The organism is Caldanaerobacter subterraneus (assembly GCF_004345675.1).
In the GTDB taxonomy this organism is placed as follows: Bacteria; Bacillota; Thermoanaerobacteria; order Thermoanaerobacterales; family Thermoanaerobacteraceae; genus Thermoanaerobacter; species Thermoanaerobacter subterraneus.
In genome coordinates this window covers 24,069-41,597 of sequence record NZ_SLWU01000017.1, presented here as the reverse complement: position 1 = coordinate 41,597, position 17,529 = coordinate 24,069, and the positions used below count along the sequence as shown (strand labels likewise).

Genomic DNA, 17,529 nt, shown 5'->3' with positions numbered 1-17,529 from the left:
AATGCGGATTTTACACACTTCAGATTGGCATTTAGGGAAAACTCTCGAAAATTTTTCAAGGCTTGCCGAACAAGAAAAATTTTTAGATGATTTTGTAAAAATAGCTGAAGAGAATGACGTGGATTTGGTGATAATAGCTGGAGATGTCTATGACTCTTCAAACCCTCCTGCAAAGGCAGAAATGCTGTTTTACAATACTTTAAAAAGACTCGCCAATGGAGAAAGAGTTATTTTGGCAATTGCAGGCAATCACGATAACCCGGAAAGGCTTTCTGCCGCAAGCCCTCTTGCCTATGAACAGGGAGTAATACTTTTGGGGTCTACTAAAACTATTGTGCCAACAGGAGACTTTGGCAGGTTTAAGATTCACAATTCAGGGGAAGGCTTTTTTGAGGTAGAGATAAAAGGGGAAAGGGCTGTTGTGATAGCCCTTCCCTACCCCAGCGAGAAAAGGCTTAATGAGATTTTTTCTGAAAGCCTGGAGGAGGAAGAGAGGCAGAAGAGCTATTCTGAAAGAGTCGGCAGGCTTTTTGAAGAGCTTTCAAAAAATTACAGGGAAGATACTATAAACATAGCTGTTTCGCACATTTTTGTGGCAGGGGGAGAGGAAGCAGGCTCAGAAAGGCCTATTCAGCTTGGAGGAAGTTTTACTGTGGAGTTAAGGCATCTTCCCGAAAAGGCTCAGTACATTGCTTTGGGGCACCTTCACAAGCCTCAAAGGGTTTCTGATGTACTGCCTGTGTACTATTCAGGTTCTCCTCTTCAGTACAGCAAGAGCGAGATGAATCAATCAAAATGCGCATATCTGGTGGATTTAAAAGCGGGAGAGAAAGCTTACGTAAAAGAAATTTACTTTAAAAATTATAAGCCCATTGAGGTTTTCAGGTGCGATGGGATAGATGAAGCTCTAAAAATTTGTGAAGAGTATAAGGACAAGGATGTGTGGGCTTATTTTGAAATAAAAACAGAATCTCCTCTTCCTTCCTCTCAGATAAGGGAAATGAAAAGGCTTATGCCTGATATAGTAGAGATAAGGCCAATCCTTCCGGAAGAAGAGGATGTCTTTGAAGAAATCGAGGTAGAGGATAAAGACATAAGAGAGCTGTTTCAGGAGTTTTACCTAAAAGAGAAGAAAGTTCCTCCTTCAGAAGAGATGGTGGAACTTTTTATGAGCATAATTGGGAAAGAGGATGAGGGAGCATGAAGCCTATTAGACTTAAAATTTCTGGCCTTAACAGCTTTACAGAAGAGCAAGTCATAAATTTTGAACTTCTCACTGAAAAAGGGCTTTTTGGAATATTTGGCCCGACGGGAAGCGGGAAATCCACCATAATAGATGCTATCACCCTTTCGATGTACGGAAAAATTCCCAGAAACAGCAAAGACTTTATAAACACTGACTCCCTTTCCACTTCTGTGGTATATGAATTTGAAATAGGAGTAGGGACTGAAAGAAGGAGGTACATAGTAGAGAGAAACATAAAAAAAGATTTAAAAAATGGCGGATACAAGACTACTTTGGCAAGGCTAAGAGAGATAACCGCAGAAGGAGAAAAAGTGCTGGCAGAGAAAGAAAGAGAGGTTCATCAGAAAATAGTAGAAATAATAGGACTTACTGCAGAGGACTTTACCAGATCTGTAGTACTTCCTCAGGGGAAATTTAGCGAATTTTTGAAATTAAGTGGACGAGAAAGGCGGGATATGCTGGAGAGGATTTTTGGCTTAGAAAGATATGGAAATGATTTAATGGAAAAAGTGAGGAAAGTCAAAAATGAAAAAGCTCTCCTTCTGGGGATGGTAAATGGGGAGCTTTCTCGCTATGAGGGTGTTACAGAAGAGGCTTTAAAAGAAGCGCTAGCCAAGTTAGAACTTCTTAAAGAAGAAGAAAAAAATTTGAGCGCAGAAAGAGAAGAGCTTTTAAAAGAGAGAGAAAAATTGAAAGAGATATGGGAAAGGCAAAAGGAGTTAAACCAGTTTTTAGAGAAAAAGAGATTGTTAGATGAAAAAGCCTCTGAAATAGAGGTAAAAAGAGGGAAAATTGAGAAGGCAAGAAAAGCCCTTTCTGTAAAGCCATATATAGATTCTGTAGAGGAGACAGAAAAAAAGCTTTTATTGAACAAGAAAGAACTAGAAAAACACGCTAAAGAGTTGGAGGAAGTGAGTGCGCAACTTGAAAAGATAGAGAAAGATTACGAAATAACTTTTAGGGAAAAAGAAGAGAAAATTCCTCTTCTTATTGAGAAAGAAGAAAGGCTCAAAAGGGCTGTTCAGATTGAAGATGAGATAAAAAGGCTATCTGAAGAAAGAGAAAAGCTTTTGACAGAGTATAAAAACTTAGAAAGCAATATTAAAAGGTTAGAAGAAGAAAAGGAAAAATTATTTCTTTCTATAGAAAACTTGAAGAAGAATATCGCAGAAAAAGAAGAGAAGATTGTAAGCATAAGGATTAGTACAGAAGAGAAGGAGAATGTATTTAAAGCGTTTGAGCTTGAGAAAGAGTTTGAAAGGGTCAAAAGAGAAAGAGAGGAAAAGGCTTACAAGATCGAAGAGATAGAAAAACTTGTAGAAAAGCAGAAGGGAGAGTACGAGAGGATAAAGGTGGAACTTACTGAAAAAGAGGAAGAGTTACAAAAAGAGGAAAGTATTTTCAACCTTCTTGAAGTCCAAAAGCCTCTTTCAAGTGAAGAGCTCTTCAATTTCCAAAAAGAACTGGAGTCAAAGAGGTTAAAGCTTATAGAAGCGCAAAGGAATAAAGAATTAGAAGAAAAGCTGGAGAAGACTTTAAAAGAGGTTTTAGAGGAGAGAGAAAAGCTTGTAGGTGAGTTAGAAGAAACTGAGAGAGAATATGAAGAAAAAGGTAAAGCGCTGGATGCTTTGCAGAAAGAGATTGAAGAGATTGTCAGGAAGAACATGGCGGGAGAATTGGCAGAAGGCCTGGAAGAGGGAATGCCTTGCCCCGTATGCGGGTCTTTTCACCACATAAATCTGGCAAAGAAAGTGGACGAGAAGTTGATTGAGGAGAAAAAGAAGCTAGAAAGGGGTTTAAGAACTGAAAGAGAAGTTTTACAAGAAAAGCTCATTATGCTAAAAAGTCAGCTCTCAGGATTTACAGCAAAAGAAGAGATTTCAAGGGCTGAGCTTGAAAAAGCGAAAGAAAATTTAAGGGGCATTGATTTAGAAATTTTGAGAAAAGAGATAGAAGAGATGGAGGTAAAATTTAAAGAAGAAAAGGAAAAATTGGAGGACTGGGCGAAAGAAAAGGAGGAAAAGGAGAAAGTCCTTAAGAGATTAAAAGAAGAAAAAGGACAGCTTGCATTGGAAGAAGCTCGCATAAAAGAGAGATTGCAAAAGGATTTAAAGCTTCTTGAGGAGTATAAACTTTCTTTTGAAGGGATTGAAAGGGAATATCAGAGTCTATTGAAAGAATTAGAAAATTGGAAAGAAAAGTTGGGGTATGCGAACTTTTCAGAAAAAGTAGAGGAAATCAATCAGAAAGAAAAATTGATTGAAAAACTAAGAGAAGAAGTAGAGTCCTTAAAAAAGAATTTAGAAGAATTAAACATTAAAAGAGAAAAAGTGTTAGAAGACCTCAACCAGTTGATAGTGAGGAAGACGCAGGTAGTAGAAGTAGGGAAGGAAAAAAGAAGCGTTTTAGAGAAGATGCAAAAAGAACTCTATTCGTATTCTGAAGGGAAAGACGTAAAAAAGTATTTGGAAGATGTTCAAAAGGAAAGAGCGGAAATTCTGCAGAGAGAGAGCTTTTTAAAAAATAGGCTGGAAGAGGAGAGGAGAAAAAAGCAGGAAATAGAAAGCAAAAAAGTCTCCACTTTGGAAAATCAAATTTTATTGACCAACATGTTGAAGGAGCAAATAGAAAAATTGGAACTTTCGCTGTCGAAAGAGGGCTTTAAGACAAAGGAAGAGGCTTTAAGTTTTGTGATTAGCAGTGAAGAGATGAGTGAAATTGAAATAGAAGTAAAAAGATTTGAAAATGAATACACTTCTCTTGTCGCGAATATAGAAAGATTGGAAGGGTTTCTTAAGGGAAGGCAAATTGAAGAGGAGCATTGGAACAGATTAGAGGAAAGGATTAGAGAGTTGGAGGAGATTTTGACGGGCAAAAGAAAAGAAATTGGTGCTACAGAAAAGGCTATTCATGATATGAAGGAAAACCTGAAGAAGGTAGAAGAGTTGACCAAAAAGAAAAAAGAGTTAGAACACGTAATAGACATGCTGGAAGAACTGGATAAATTGTTCCAAGGCAATAAATTTGTGGATTTCATCGCATCAAAACAGCTCAAATACATTACTTTTTCCGCTTCAAAAAGGCTTAAAGAAATAAGCAGAAGCAGGTACGCACTAGAGATTGATTCTGAAAATAATTTTGTAATGAGGGATGACTTCAATGGCGGTGTAAGGCGTTCTGTTGATACTTTATCTGGTGGAGAGACTTTTTTGACTTCTTTATCACTTGCTTTAGCTCTTTCTTCCCACATACAGTTAAAAGGAAAAGCACCTTTAGAATTTTTCTTCCTGGATGAGGGATTTGGAAGCCTTGATTCAGAACTTCTTGACGTAGTTATGACATCACTGGAAAGGCTGAAAAAAGATAAGATGGTAGTTGGCATAATAAGCCATGTAGAAGAACTCAAAGACAGGGTCCCTGTCAAGCTCATAGTGACGCCTCCTACCGTTTCAGGAGAGGGAAGCAAAGTGAGGATAGAGTATACTTAAAAAGAGAGGGGGTTACCCTCTCTTTAATGCTTTTCTCTTACCACTTTTTCAATTGCACTCAAGGCCTTCTTTACGTCTTCTTTAGTTATGTAATAGTGAGTCACAAATCTTACTGAAAAGTCATCTCCCCCATTTACTAAAACGCCGTGTTCTTTTAACTTTAGAGAAAATTCCCTTCCTGTCATTCCAGTGCCAGAAATATCAGTCATTACTATGTTAGTTTGCACTGTTTCCATATCAAGGTCTATCCCGGGGATGTTTTTCAGACCTTCGGCCAGAAGCCTTGCATTGTCATGGTCTTCTTGAAGCCTTTTTGTCATTTTTTCAAGGGCTACGATGCCAGCAGCAGCGATGAAACCTGCCTGCCTCATTCCTCCTCCCAGCATCTTGCGGTATTTCCTCGCCCTTTCAATAAATTCTTTTGTTCCGACGACGATAGACCCGATAGGGGCACATAACCCTTTTGAAAGGCAGAACATCACGCTGTCAGCATATTTCGCAATTTCTTTTACATCTACTTTGAGATATGTCGCGGCGTTAAATATTCTGGCGCCGTCCAGATGTACAGGTATTCCATGCTTTTGTGCGATTTCATATATCTTTTTCATGACTTCAATTGGAGTCACAGTGCCACCTGCTCTATTGTGTGTGTTTTCAAGGCAGATTAGGCTTGTCTCAGGAAAGTGTATGTTTTTAGGCCTTATAGCTTTTTCCACATCTTCCGGATTTAAAACTCCTTTATTGCCCTTCAAAGTTTTTGCCTGTACTCCAGCGAGATAGCCTATCCCTCCAACTTCATAGGTTATTATGTGGGAATTTTCCTCTAGTATGATTTCTTCTCCTGGATGAGTGTGAGTCATTATTGAGACTTGGTTCCCTTGAGTTCCGCTGGTCACAAGCATTGCTGCTTCTTTTCCTAGCATTTCTGCTGCCATTTCTTCAAGTTTTCTCACAGTAGGGTCTTCTCCGTATACGTCATCGCCCACTTCAGCTTTGTACATGGCTTCTCTCATCTCAGGAGTGGGCTGGGTTACTGTATCGCTTCTTAGGTCAATATATTTCATTTGTCCATCTCCCCCTATCAACTTAAGCTTACTTTCATTATATCACATCTCATAAAAATTTTATTTGTCAACAAACTAAAGCGACGACCTACTTTGTTAAAAAGGTCGTCGCTGTCGAAAAAGAAGGGATATTTTATGGGTGACCTTATTTCAAAGGTTTGTGTACGAACCACCAGTCAAAAGCCTCAATTTCTTTTGCCTTTATCTTTTCTTTTCTCTCATTGGCAGAAGCTTCATCAGTGGAAGGAGGAACTATAACGTGGTCTTTAATTAAGTAGTTGTTTGGCCACTTCTCAGGAAGTGCGACGCCGTACTGGTCTGCTGTTTGCAGTGCTTTCAGCGCTCTTAGTATTTCATCCACGTTTCTTCCTACTTCCTGTGGATAGTACATGATAAGTCTTATTACTCCTTTGTCATCTACAATGAATACTGCTCTCACTGTGTTTGTTCCTTTTCCTGGATGAATCATTCCTAATTGGTTGGATACTCTTCCTAGTTCATCGGCTATTACTGGGAAGGGGATTTGTATTCCTGTGTTGTCCTTTATCCACTCTACCCATTTGATGTGAGAGAATACCTGGTCGACTGAAAGCCCAATGAGTTCAGTGTTTAATTGCTTGAATTCCTCAGCTTTTCTTGCAAATTCTACAAACTCTGTTGTGCAAACTGGTGTGAAGTCTGCTGGGTGGCTGAAGAGCACAAACCATTTTCCTGCATAGTCTTCAGGCAATCTCTTTACTCCGTGAGTTGTCATTACCTCCATAGATGGGAATTTTTCTCCTAGTAACTTCATTCTAATTTCCTCCATTTTACTCTTCCTCCTTATTATTTTTTATTTTTTCATTGCATTTTTTGCATATGCCATAGGCATTTATGTCAATGCTCTTAATTGTAAACCCTTCTAATTCATTGACCTCTAAAATTTTGTCAGTTACAGGGAAGTCATAAACTTTTCCGCACACTTCGCACTTAAAGTGACCGTGCAAGTAAGTGTTGATGTCGTAACGCAGCTCTTTTTCTTTGAGGGATAAAGTGTTTACAACGCCCTTTTCAAGAAATAGGTCTAAAGTGTTATAAACACTGGTTTTTGAAAGAGTTGGTATGTCATTTATTAGGGATTTATAAATGTCTTCTGCAGTTGGATGTATTCTGTTTTCCAAAAGATACTGAAGGATTTTAAGCCTTATTGTAGAAGGCCTTATCCCATGTTTTTTAAGGTAGTCCTTTAATTCCTCCACCTTGTAAGTCATTTTCATTACTTCTTTCTTTAAATTATTTTGCTGCATAATAGCATCTTTTGGGTGATATTATTAGGTTTTCCTTTTTTAATTCTTTTATAGCCTTGTCTACCTCTTTTTTGTCTAAATTTGCTTTTTCGGCAATGTCACCTGGCCTTAGAGGTTGAGGGGATTCTTTTAAAGTTTTCAAGACTAGTTCCTTTACTTCCATTTTCTCACCTCTTTAAATTAAATTCAATTTTGTACTGAGTTCAATTTTATTATAATACCAATCTTTATTCTTGTCAATAGTTTTTTAAAAAAATTTTTATCTGCGAATAATAATTATTGTTTGAGTGTCGTAAACTCTTTAGAGATAAAATCCATTTGACAATTTTAAGCGCAAGGTATATTATAAAAATAGAATGCATTCGGTTGCATTAATTGCTCCATTATGCTTTTATTTTTTTGAAGAGTTATGCATTCGATTGCATTGATGGATAAGGAAATATCTAGAATAGGAGAGAACACTATGTCTGAGATAAGATTTGATTTAGTTACAGGGAAAATGGTGATTATAGCGGTTGAGAGGGCGAAAAGGCCTCATGACTTTGCAATTGCTCATCAGGAAAAGAAGGGAAGCAAAGATTGTCCTTTTTGTCCGAGAAATGAAAATATGACGCCTCCTTCTCTTGTGGAGATAAAAGATGGACAAGGGAAGTGGCTTGTGAGGGGGTTCACAAATAAATTCGCAGCGTTAAATACGGAGGTAAAAGAGATTGATGTGCCTTCTCTTTACAGAGGAGAGTACGGCTATGGTGTGGCAGAAGTGATTGTGGAATCTCCTTACCACGATGTTACTTTTGGGAATTTGACTTTGGAACAGATGAAAAGGGTGTTTCACGCCATAATTGAAAGATACAGATCAATTGTGAAAGATGAAAAGATAAAGTACGTTCAGGTTTTTAAGAATTTTGGGCCAAGAGGAGGGGCTTCTCTTGAGCACGGCCATTGGCAGGTCATAGCAATTCCTTTTGTCCCCGAGCTGGTGAACAGGGAAGTTGAGGGCACTCAGGAGTATATAAAAAAGGAAAGAAAATGCCCTTACTGCGAAATTATTGAGTACGAAAGAGAAGCAGGTGTGAGATTGATAGGGGAGAATGAAAAGTTTGTGGCAATAGCTCCATATGCTTCTCAGTATCCTTATGAGTCGTGGATAATTCCAAAAGAGCATCAGGAAAAGTTTGAGGAGATAGATGAGGATTCTCTCTCAAAATTTGTGGAGATTTTAAAGCCTTTGATTGAGAAATACGAGAAAGAGTTTGAGATGCCTCCTTACAACATTGTCCTTCACACTCTGCCTCCTCGGGATATAAGAAATTACCACTGGCATATAGAAATTGCTCTTAGGCTTACGATAGCGGCAGGGTTCGAGCTGGGCACAGGTGTGCATATAAACCCTGTCTCTCCAGAGCTTGCTGCTTCGATTTTAAAATTACAAAATTTATGAAGGAAAGAAGTGGTGTAATGGAAAAAATTATATCACAAATAAAAGGCGAAAACTTGAAAAAATTTAGGTGGTTTCAGGAAAAAGCCCATGAAATTTTAAACCTGTTTGTCAAGGATTATCTTATTGTTTATGAGAGAAAAGAAGAGATATTGGCAGTGATAATTTTAGGCATCATCCTTAAAACTCCTTTAAGTTTTAATCCGTTTACTGCCTTTTATTATCTTCCAGTGTTCATATCAAAAAATTTTAAGAAGGCTGATTTGATAGATGAGGTAGAGGTGGAAGGCGAAAGGTACTTCATATACGATGCAGTTGACTCTCTTCCCTATGTAAAGTGGCTGAATGAAGTTTTAACAACAAGAAAAGCTGTAGAATTTCGATCAGGGGCAAAGCTTGTCCCATATGTTGTGAAGGATGAAGATATATACAAAGTAGAGAGATTGAGCAATAAATCTACAAACAGTCTGACTTATTTGAGGAAAGATGAAATAATAAAAACTTACAGGAAGTTTGCGGAGGGAATAAACCCTGATTTAGAGATGACATTTGAGCTTAAAAAAGCAGGATTTGAAAATGTACAGGATATAAGAGGTTATTTTTTGTATGAGCTGCCGACAGGGGAAAAATATACAGTAGCTATGGTAGTAGAGTATATAAAAAATGAAGGAGATATGTGGCAGTACACACAGCAGTATTTGAAAGATGTAATTTATAGAAGAACTGAGGGAATTGATTTTACAGAATATGTTAGAGAAGTTAAGGAGATAGCTAGGATTATTGGAGAAATGCACAGTAAATTGTCATTTACAAAGATAGACATAAGTCAGGAAAATGTAGAAAAGATTCTAGAGAGTATAAAAGGAAATTTTTCTAAGCTTTTGGCTTTTGTAGAAGGTAAACAATTTGATGAAGGCACGACTTCTTTGCTTGATACCATAAAAGACTTTGGACAGTTTATTTTTGAAGAATTGGATGAGTTTTCTCATATTTCCCTTGGTAAGTACATGAGGTGCCATGGGGACCTTCATCTTGAGCAAATTTTAAAAACAGAGAGAGGATATGTGATAATAGATTTTGAAGGGGAACCTACAAAGCCCATAGAGGTGAGAAGAGAGAAGATATCCCCTTTAAAAGATGTCGCAGGGATGCTCAGGTCTTTCAGCTATGCTGCTTATGCTGCTTATTTTAATTATTTAGAAAAAGAAATGAAGAGAGAGGATGAAGAAGTAGAGAAACTCCTGGTTTCATGGGAAAAAGAAGTGGAGGAAGCCTTTATTGAAGGGTACCTTAAAGCAGTATCAGAAGAGGCTTCAGATGTGCTACCTAAAGAAGAAAACTTCTTAAAAGTTTTGGCTCTTTTTAAACTAGATAAGGCACTTTTTGAAGGTATTTACGAGGTAAACAACAGGCCTACTTGGTTTAAGATACCTTTAAAGGGTATTTTAGAATGCATTGAAGAGCTCAAAAAACCGCAGGAAATGGGGGTTAGCTATGGATAATTTAAAAGTCACGGTGTTTACCAATGAATACCCTCCTAATATTTATGGAGGAGCAGGTGTTCATGTAGACTACCTGACCAGAGAGTTGTCCAAGTTAATGAAAGTAGATGTGAGGTGTTTTGGGGACCAGAAATTTTTTTCGGAGAATTTGACTGTAAAGGGATATAAAGAGTGGGAGGAGTTAAAAGAAGGGTTAGATCCTAGGTATCAAAAAGTTTTAGGTCCTTTTTCAATAGATTTGGCGATGGTGAAGGACCCTGTTGATTCCGATGTCCTTCATTGCCACACCTGGTACACCTTCATGGCAGGCTTTTTAGCTAAAAAGCTTTATGATAAGCCTTTAGTTGTGACAATTCACAGCCTTGAGCCCTTAAGGCCGTGGAAAGAAGAACAGTTGGGGAATGGGTATAAATTGAGTTCCTGGATGGAAAAAACAGGAATTAAAGCTGCTGACAGGATTATAGCCGTCTCCCAAGGCTCAAAAGAGGACATATTGAAATATTACGACGTTCCTGAAGAAAAGATAGAGGTCATATACAATGGGATAGATTTAAAGGAGTACAAAAAGATAGATAGAAATGTTGCTAGAAAAAAGTACGGAATTGAAGGAAGGTACATTCTCTTTGTAGGGAGAATATCTAGGCAGAAAGGGATTACTCACTTGATAGATGCAGTGAAATATTTGCCTAAGGATGTAAAAGTGGTGCTGTGCGCCAGCTCTCCAGACACGCCAGAGGTGTTGGAAGAGGTAGAGCAAAAGGTGAAGTTGCACGACAATATAATTTGGATAAACAAAATGGTGGAAAAAGAAGATATCGTAGAGCTTTATAGCAATGCAGAAGTGTTTGTGTGCCCTTCTATTTATGAGCCCTTTGGCATAATAAATTTGGAAGCGATGGCTTGTGAGACTCCCGTTGTGGCAAGCGCTACAGGTGGGATTAAAGAAGTTGTGGTGCATGAGGAGACAGGCTTTTTGGTAGAGCCGGGAAACTCTGAAGAGCTTGCGAAATATATAAATATTCTCCTGGAGAATAGAGAGTTGGCAAAGAAATTTGGGATAAATGGAAGGAAAAGAGTTGAGGAGATGTTCAGCTGGGGAAGTATTGCTAAAAAGACCTATGAAATGTATAGGAAGGTTGTACAAGAGTATAAAAAAGCGAAAAAGTAAAGCAGGGCTAAATTGCACTGTTTTAATTTTTTATGATATAATAAAACTTGAAAAATATAACGGATGGTGAAGCCATGGAAAGCCAATCTTTTTTATATAACGCTGTAGTAAACTACGGCTACATAGCCCTTTTTCTTGTGCTTGCTTATGAGGGGACTGGACTTCCTGGTCCTGTGGAGATTTTATTTTTTGCAGCAGCATACCTTGCGGTAAAGGGAGAGATGAATTTAGTTGCTATAGTGCTTGTAGCAGCTTTAGGCAATGTCACTGGAAATGTGATAGCCTATTTAGTGGGATATTACAAGGGAAGGCCAGTTGTAGAAAAATACGGCAAGTATTTGAAAATAACTGTGAAAGACTTAGAGGCTATGGATAAATGGTTTGCGAAGTACGGCGGTTTTACTGTTCTTCTTGGAAGGCTGGTGGGACTGCCGCGCACTCCTGCTATTTGGGCGTCTGGGATTACCAGAATGAATTTTACCGTTTATGTGATTTTTTCTGCAATTGCTGATTTGATATGGTCTTCCTTTTGGACTTTAATATCTTATCTGGCAGCAAAGCAGCTTATAAAAGTGGACTTTTTGACCAAGAGTCAGCCCCTTTGGGTATATTTTGTATCTACCATAGGGTTTATAATATTTTTATATGTGGTTTGGAGGGTAGTGCTTTGGATGAAAGAAAGATATCTCACATGACAGTTGAGAGGATTACAAATATTTCTGGATTGTTGGAAATAGAGGATATTTGGCATGAATTAGAAGAAGAGGGAAAAGTGTATCCTTTTAATACGTTTGAGTGGGTTTTAAACTGGTGGAAATACTTTGGGCACGGCAAAAATTTGGAAATAATTGTCGTTTATGAAGGAACTATTCCTATAGGTATTGCTCCTTTTATGATAACTTATTTTGAAAAGGGCCTTTTTGCCAAGAGGATAAAATTCATCGGTTCTACAAACAGCGATTATTTAGATTTTATTGTGAGAAGTGGATATGAAAAGCAGTTTTACACTGCGATTGTAGATTTTTTGGAAAAGAGAATTGATTCTTTGACAGTGCTTGATTTAGAGCATATTCCTGAAGATAGCGAATTTTTCCCGTATATAATGGGCAGTAATCTCTATTATGATTATGAAGTGCAGGATATATGCCCTTATATAGAACTGCCTGATACGTGGGAGGAATACCTTGAAGGGCTGGAGGGCAAATTCAGGCGCAATTTAAATTATGAGGTCAGGCGATTTTTTAAAGAGTACGATGCTAGCTTTTACGTAGTAAGAGATTTTGAGCTGGTGGATAGAGCAATGGATACTTTGATAAACCTTCACCAGAAAAGGTGGAGGCAAAAACACATGCCAGGGGTTTTTTACTCAAAGAGGATAAGGGATTTTCACAAAGACGTAGCAGAAGATATGTTCTTAAAAGGAGAGCTTAGCCTATTTGAACTAAAAGACGGTGTTAAGACAGTAGCAAGCCTTTTAAGCTATCACGTAGGTGGTATTAGGTACTATTATATAAGCGGATACGATATTGAGTACAGCAAAAGGAGTGTTGGGAACATAGCGGTAGGGCTTGCCATTAAGCATTCTATTGAAGAAGGGGACAGAGTGTTTGACTTTTTAAGGGGAGATGAAGAGTATAAGAGGAATTGGACATCTTTGAAGAAGAGGAATATGAGATTTGTGGCTTCAAAGCCTACTTTTTTGGGTAAGCTTCTGTGTAAATGCGTTATCGTGGAAAATGGAATTATAAAAAAGATTAAAGACAGGTTTAATGGATAAACCTGTCTTTTTTAAGGGTTGTTTATGGGTTTTGCATAGAAAAATTTTACAGGTTCGCTGTATCCAGGCACTACCACTTTATCTGATGTTTGTATATCCACTTTAATACCATAAAATTCTAATGTTTCTATTATTCCACCTTTTAATTTTAAGGAAGCTACTAAAGTTTCAGGGTTTCCTATGGCTTTTATCACGTAAGGTGGTGCATATCTTGTTGAATTTATATTTATTGTAGGGCCTACACACCTTATCTCAGAAGTAGCAATCAAGCGCTGATCATTTATCGCTATCGCTTCTGCTCCCCCTGCTTTTAATTCATTTACTATGTTTAGAAGGTCTTCATCGTGAACTAAGTAAAGGTTTGGGTCTTCTCCTTCGCGGGGCTGAAGGTCGCTGTCACTTACTGTGACTATTACTCCGGGACCTACCATGTCTGTGAAGCCAGCGAGAGCTTTATAATTTTCAACGTCCTTCTGAAGGTTTTTCAAAGCGGCATCATTTTTTGAAGCTGCTTCTTCGTATTCTTGAAATCTTTTTGTAAGTTCTGCCAATTGCTGTTCTAAATTTTGCTTTTCCTCTTGAACTTTTTTAAGCTGCTGTGTGAGTTCCTCTACTCTGGCGTAGTTGGTGGAAGAAACAGGGGGAAGAGGCTGCTTTATACCTCCTTGAACAGTTTTAATTTGCATTGAAATCATGAATCCCATTGTGACAAAAACCAAAAATAAGCTCAAAATTTGCAATAGCTTTCCCTTCAATTTCTCCACTTCCTTTTATAGTTCTAAATTAACTATACCACGTAAATTATTAAAATTTATTAAGAAATTATTAACTTTTGATTACAAAAATGTTACAAATCACTTTCCATTTTCCCCTCTACGGACTTTTTTAATGAGAGTATTTCTTCAAGCTCTTTGTTGTATTTGTCTATCTTGTATACTGTGTTTTTGTAAAGGCGTATTTCCTCCTCGTTCTTCTGAATGCAACGCTTGAGAGAATTTTTCACTGTTTCAAATAAAGTGTCATAAGTGATGTAATCGTGAATCTTAAGGTCAGGAATGGGAGTAGCGGTTAATTCTTCCCCTTTTACTTTGTAGTGATAAAAATTGTTGTCAGGTTTTAATATTATCTTTTCGTCAATGCTTTTATCAAAAATTACTATGCCTTCTCCTACCTCAAAAATTTTCCCGCTGTAACTTCTCAATTTTATGTTTTTACTGCCAATGTATTTTTTTATTGTAAGGAGTATATTTTTTATTTCTGAAATTGACTTTTCTAAAACTTCCTCCATTTCTTTGCTCGCCATTTCTCTTTTTTCTCACTTTTTATAAGTTCTTCCATTAACTTTTTTATTTCATCAAGATTTCCCATCCTATTCACCTCAATCTTAATATTCCACGTATTTCCCATTTTAAACAGGTATATAAAAATTTCAATTGTGAGAAGATAATTAAAAAGGCGGGATGAGTATGCAGAAGATAACGCAACAGGAAATGATTTTAAGTAGTTTTATAGAGGCTCGGAAATTAGAAAATATTTTGCTGGAGAAAGTAAAAGAATATAAAACTGGCAGCTTTGACAGTCAAATAAAGGCTTTACTAAAACAAATGGAGACTATGGTAAAAAATCATCATCAGGATATAAAAAGAGCGCAGAAGGAACTTAATATAACTTCTACTGTTAAGAAAAACATGTCACAGGAACCTCTGGACATGCTTCAAGACCTTTTAAAAAATCTTGTCAACCTTCAAGCTTTTTACAATGAGACAGTGGTCAATATTCCAAACCCTTACGTGAGACAACTTTTTACACAGATGAGAGATGATGTGATGAGATTTATCTCTTTGTTGCAAATAGAGATTGAAAGCTTGGAGTCTAAACCTTCTATTCCGAATAATAAAGTCTTAAACAGGCCGGAGATGAGCTAAAATGAAGATTGCAATAATAGGGGCTGGGCCTTCTGGTTTGGCTGCAGCTATCACCTTTCAAAGGTACAAAGTTATGCCTTCTATTTTTGAGAGAAAAGATAAAGTGGGAGAGCTTTTTAATCATGTAGGAGGTCTTTTGAAAGTTATAAATAGGCCTGTCAGGGACCCTTTGGTATATCTTAAGAAAAAGTGCGGGATAGAGATTTTGCCTAATAGCGTAATTAAAAAGATTGTAATGAAAGGACCTAGCGTGGAAGGAATTGTGTCAGGAAATAATTTAGGATACATGATTTTGAGAGGACAAAGTGAGGATTCTTTAGAAAATCAGTTGTACAAAAAATTGGTTGTTCCAGTGAATTTTAATGTGGAGGCTGATTATAAGGATTTGAAGGACAAGTACGATTATGTGATTATTGCTACAGGTAATTCTCAGATTCCAAAAGAGCTGGGATGCTGGCAGGAATTAGTAAGTACTTGGGTGAGAGTTGCCAGTGTGATAGGGAATTTTGAAGTCAACACTCTTATTATGTGGATAAATACCCTTTACACAAAAAGTGGTTATGTATACCTCATGCCTTATAATGAAAAAAGGGCTGTTCTTGCAATGGTCATACCCTATATTTCTAAGGAAGAACTGCAGTATTACTGGGATACTTTTTTAAAAGTAGAAAAGCTAGATGTGGATATTATTAATATGGTGGATTTGACTCATGATTCAGGCAATTGTTTTCCTCATCAATATGAAAACCTCCTTTTTGTTGGGAATGCGGGAGGGGCTATAGAGCCTTTTTTGGGTTTTGGCACTTTTAATTCTATTTTAAGCGGTGTAATAGCTGCAGAAAGCATATTAAAAGGCCGCGATTTTGAAAAAGAGATCAAGCCTTTGTCAGAAGCAAACATAAAGATGTTGGAATTTAGAAAGGCTTTAGACCTGATGGACAATGACAAGCTAGATAAGTTTATAAAAGTATTAACTTTTCCTCCCATAAAAAAGTTAATATACCATACTAATTTTAATGCGATAAAATATGGTGCGACTTTTATGAAGTACACTTTTAACAGAAAACACAATAAACCTTATACACAGAGAAAGAAGGTATGAAAATGAAAGTTGCAATAATTGGAGCAGGAATATCTGGTTTAAGTTGTGCTTTAGGCCTTGAGAAATTAGGAGTAAGCTGTGAGATATATGAAAGAAAACATAGGATTGGTAACCTATTTTCTTTTGGAGAAATTATATTGCAAGTTATGCACAGACCTCATAAAGACCCTTTAAATTTTTTAAAAAGCCAATTGGGGATGTCAATTGAGCCATTGAATGAAATAAAAAAAGTGGTAATTAAATCACCTAAGAAGGAAATCAAAGTTGAAGGAAAGTTAGGGTACATTTTTGAAAGAGGACAAGGTGAAAAAAGTTTAGAAAATCAATTGGCTAAAGAAGTGCAGTCAAAAATACTCTTTAATACAAATGCGGACTATAAAAAGCTAAGTAAAATATATGATTATGTAGTAATTGCCACTGGAAATGATATGATAGTAAAACAGCTCACGCAATGTGAAAATATAGTTTCTTCTAGGATTAAAGGGGGGATTGCTTTAGGTGATTTTGACCCCCATACTGTGTATGTGTGGTTTAACAGGCTTTATGCAAGGTCAGGTTTTGCCTATCTTGTACCTGTTGGAAACAACAAAGCCACAATAACTCTTGTATCCACGTATACCTTAAAGGAAGAAATTGAAGATATGTGGCAGACTTTTTTGTATCACGAAAAATTAAATTATAGGATGATTGAAACTTTTGAAACAGAAGTGGGAAGTTGTTTAGCTAAAAATCATAAGATTGATAATATTTATGTTATAGGCAATGCGGGAGGTTTTTTAGAACCCGCCTTTGGCTTTGGACTTGTTAATTCTATAAAGACAGCTCTTTATTGTGCTACTTCAATTGTTAAAGGAGAAGATTACGAAGAAAAAGTAAAAGGTATAATAACACAAATACAGAAGATGGTGGATTTGAGAAGAGCAATGGATGAAATGACAAACGAGGATTATGATAGAATTTTGAGTATAATTGGTAATCCTATTGTAAAAAATCTTATTTACAAAACCAATGTAGAAGTAATAAAGTATATTCCATTTCTTACAAGAATAATAAAAAAGCCCAGCTAAGAAAGCCGGGCTTATATATTCCACAATTGCAGTCCTGTTGTTTCATCATAGACTCTTTCTAATTTATTGTCACCGTAATCAGTTATTACAAATTCTGCAGCGAATATTATTGTCCCTTCCATCAAATGACCACCATATGCATTGCCGTGTTTGTCTGCTAAAGTTATGTGGACGTGAGCAAAGGGCTTTCCATCTTTTACGGAGATATTTCCTATGCAATTTAAGATTTCCATATGTTCATCTTTTGAGATGTAGATGTAGTTTTTGCTTTCTGAGTTATAATATCCAAATACTGCTTTTGATACAGCCCCAATTATTCTTATTTCTCCGGATAGAATATTTTCCTGAGTGATGAGCTTATTAATTTCTTGAAGCAAATCGCTTCCATGAGGAAATCTTCCAATAAATCTCCTTTCAACTGATACATTCTTATAGCCCATAAACATCCCCATCCTTTCTTTGGGTT

At 36.9% G+C, this 17,529-nt stretch carries 16 protein-coding genes and 1 pseudogene; 10 read left to right on the top strand and 7 right to left on the bottom strand.

The window, feature by feature from the left end; all coding sequences use genetic code 11:
* The first annotated feature begins 1 nt into the window (after position 1).
* Entirely contained in the window at positions 2-1,204 is a 1,203-nt protein-coding gene (locus tag EV203_RS08610) for a metallophosphoesterase family protein (protein WP_009609999.1), read from the top strand.
* On the top strand, positions 1,201-4,734 hold the full coding sequence (locus tag EV203_RS08605; protein WP_132040086.1) for an AAA family ATPase: 3,534 nt from the start codon (positions 1,201-1,203) through the stop codon (positions 4,732-4,734). The genes EV203_RS08610 and EV203_RS08605 overlap by 4 nt, the downstream gene beginning before the upstream one ends.
* Positions 4,735-4,757: 23 nt before the next feature.
* Here EV203_RS08605 and ltaE read toward each other — a convergent pair whose 3' ends face one another.
* The 4 genes from ltaE to EV203_RS08585 all read right to left on the bottom strand — a co-directional run bounded on the left by ltaE (position 4,758) and on the right by EV203_RS08585 (position 7,247).
* Positions 4,758-5,798 (bottom strand): low-specificity L-threonine aldolase, encoded by a 1,041-nt coding sequence (ltaE, locus tag EV203_RS08600; protein ID WP_011024735.1) that lies wholly within the window; start codon positions 5,796-5,798, stop codon positions 4,758-4,760.
* Positions 5,799-5,943: 145 nt separating this feature from the next.
* Positions 5,944-6,606 carry a peroxiredoxin gene (locus EV203_RS08595; protein ID WP_132040084.1) on the bottom strand — a complete coding sequence of 221 codons (663 nt, stop codon included), beginning with the start codon at positions 6,604-6,606 and terminating at the stop codon, positions 5,944-5,946.
* A gap of 1 nt (position 6,607) precedes the next feature.
* Entirely contained in the window at positions 6,608-7,054 is a 447-nt protein-coding gene (locus tag EV203_RS08590) for a transcriptional repressor (protein ID WP_132040116.1), read from the bottom strand.
* A gap of 16 nt (positions 7,055-7,070) precedes the next feature.
* Positions 7,071-7,247, bottom strand: a complete 177-nt coding sequence (locus tag EV203_RS08585) for a helix-turn-helix domain-containing protein (protein ID WP_011024739.1) — start codon at positions 7,245-7,247, stop codon at positions 7,071-7,073.
* Positions 7,248-7,547: 300 nt separating this feature from the next.
* Between EV203_RS08585 and galT the strand changes: the two genes are divergently transcribed.
* From galT to EV203_RS08560, 5 genes are all read left to right on the top strand, one after another.
* Positions 7,548-8,525: a galactose-1-phosphate uridylyltransferase gene (gene galT, locus EV203_RS08580; protein WP_132040082.1), complete on the top strand. Its 978-nt coding sequence runs from the start codon at positions 7,548-7,550 to the stop codon at positions 8,523-8,525.
* Between the two features lie 17 nt (positions 8,526-8,542).
* On the top strand, positions 8,543-10,024 hold the full coding sequence (locus tag EV203_RS08575; RefSeq protein WP_243700637.1) for a hypothetical protein: 1,482 nt from the start codon (positions 8,543-8,545) through the stop codon (positions 10,022-10,024).
* Positions 10,017-11,192, top strand: a complete 1,176-nt coding sequence (gene glgA / locus EV203_RS08570) for a glycogen synthase (RefSeq protein WP_041587086.1) — start codon at positions 10,017-10,019, stop codon at positions 11,190-11,192. Before EV203_RS08575 ends, glgA begins: the two co-directional genes overlap by 8 nt.
* A gap of 74 nt (positions 11,193-11,266) precedes the next feature.
* Positions 11,267-11,887 (top strand): DedA family protein, encoded by a 621-nt coding sequence (locus EV203_RS08565; protein WP_009610009.1) that lies wholly within the window; start codon positions 11,267-11,269, stop codon positions 11,885-11,887.
* The gene (locus EV203_RS08560) at positions 11,860-12,969 is read left to right on the top strand and encodes a GNAT family N-acetyltransferase (RefSeq protein ID WP_132040078.1); all 1,110 of its coding nucleotides are present in this window, start codon (positions 11,860-11,862) and stop codon (positions 12,967-12,969) included. The genes EV203_RS08565 and EV203_RS08560 overlap by 28 nt, the downstream gene beginning before the upstream one ends.
* An 11-nt stretch (positions 12,970-12,980) precedes the next feature.
* On the opposite strand, the gene EV203_RS08555 is transcribed toward EV203_RS08560, so the two are convergent.
* Together EV203_RS08555 and EV203_RS08550 are read right to left on the bottom strand one after the other, a co-directional pair.
* Positions 12,981-13,733, bottom strand: a complete 753-nt coding sequence (locus EV203_RS08555) for a DUF881 domain-containing protein (RefSeq protein ID WP_132040076.1) — start codon at positions 13,731-13,733, stop codon at positions 12,981-12,983.
* A gap of 83 nt (positions 13,734-13,816) precedes the next feature.
* Positions 13,817-14,337: pseudogene (locus EV203_RS08550) on the bottom strand (hypothetical protein).
* Positions 14,338-14,435: 98 nt separating this feature from the next.
* Between EV203_RS08550 and EV203_RS08545 the strand changes: the two are divergent.
* From EV203_RS08545 to EV203_RS08535, 3 genes are read left to right on the top strand one after another with little or no spacing between them, the layout of a single operon-like run.
* Positions 14,436-14,894: a ferritin family protein gene (locus EV203_RS08545; protein WP_132040074.1), complete on the top strand. Its 459-nt coding sequence runs from the start codon at positions 14,436-14,438 to the stop codon at positions 14,892-14,894.
* 1 nt (position 14,895) lies between these two features.
* Positions 14,896-15,996 (top strand): NAD(P)/FAD-dependent oxidoreductase, encoded by a 1,101-nt coding sequence (locus EV203_RS08540; protein WP_132040072.1) that lies wholly within the window; start codon positions 14,896-14,898, stop codon positions 15,994-15,996.
* 2 nt (positions 15,997-15,998) lie between these two features.
* Complete coding sequence (locus EV203_RS08535; protein WP_132040070.1) at positions 15,999-17,063, top strand: NAD(P)/FAD-dependent oxidoreductase; 1,065 nt, start codon at positions 15,999-16,001, stop codon at positions 17,061-17,063.
* An 11-nt stretch (positions 17,064-17,074) separates the two neighbouring features.
* On the opposite strand, the gene EV203_RS08530 is transcribed toward EV203_RS08535, so the two are convergent.
* On the bottom strand, positions 17,075-17,503 hold the full coding sequence (locus EV203_RS08530) for a PPC domain-containing DNA-binding protein (RefSeq protein WP_132040068.1): 429 nt from the start codon (positions 17,501-17,503) through the stop codon (positions 17,075-17,077).
* Between the last annotated feature and the right edge of the window lie 26 nt (positions 17,504-17,529).

What these genes read in the sequence shown, in the direction of transcription:
- EV203_RS08595 (WP_132040084.1), bottom strand. Translation starts at nt 6,606, where the DNA reads ATGGAGGAAATTAGAATGAAGTTACTAGGAGAAAAATTCCCATCTATG.
- EV203_RS08545 (WP_132040074.1), top strand. Translation starts at nt 14,436, where the DNA reads ATGCAGAAGATAACGCAACAGGAAATGATTTTAAGTAGTTTTATAGAG.
- EV203_RS08610 (WP_009609999.1), top strand. Translation starts at nt 2, where the DNA reads ATGCGGATTTTACACACTTCAGATTGGCATTTAGGGAAAACTCTCGAA.
- EV203_RS08565 (WP_009610009.1), top strand. Translation starts at nt 11,267, where the DNA reads ATGGAAAGCCAATCTTTTTTATATAACGCTGTAGTAAACTACGGCTAC.
- EV203_RS08605 (WP_132040086.1), top strand. Translation starts at nt 1,201, where the DNA reads ATGAAGCCTATTAGACTTAAAATTTCTGGCCTTAACAGCTTTACAGAA.
- glgA (WP_041587086.1), top strand. Translation starts at nt 10,017, where the DNA reads ATGGATAATTTAAAAGTCACGGTGTTTACCAATGAATACCCTCCTAAT.
- EV203_RS08535 (WP_132040070.1), top strand. Translation starts at nt 15,999, where the DNA reads ATGAAAGTTGCAATAATTGGAGCAGGAATATCTGGTTTAAGTTGTGCT.
- galT (WP_132040082.1), top strand. Translation starts at nt 7,548, where the DNA reads ATGTCTGAGATAAGATTTGATTTAGTTACAGGGAAAATGGTGATTATA.
- EV203_RS08530 (WP_132040068.1), bottom strand. Translation starts at nt 17,503, where the DNA reads ATGGGCTATAAGAATGTATCAGTTGAAAGGAGATTTATTGGAAGATTT.
- EV203_RS08575 (WP_243700637.1), top strand. Translation starts at nt 8,543, where the DNA reads ATGGAAAAAATTATATCACAAATAAAAGGCGAAAACTTGAAAAAATTT.
- EV203_RS08540 (WP_132040072.1), top strand. Translation starts at nt 14,896, where the DNA reads ATGAAGATTGCAATAATAGGGGCTGGGCCTTCTGGTTTGGCTGCAGCT.
- EV203_RS08585 (WP_011024739.1), bottom strand. Translation starts at nt 7,247, where the DNA reads ATGGAAGTAAAGGAACTAGTCTTGAAAACTTTAAAAGAATCCCCTCAA.
- EV203_RS08590 (WP_132040116.1), bottom strand. Translation starts at nt 7,054, where the DNA reads ATGAAAATGACTTACAAGGTGGAGGAATTAAAGGACTACCTTAAAAAA.
- ltaE (WP_011024735.1), bottom strand. Translation starts at nt 5,798, where the DNA reads ATGAAATATATTGACCTAAGAAGCGATACAGTAACCCAGCCCACTCCT.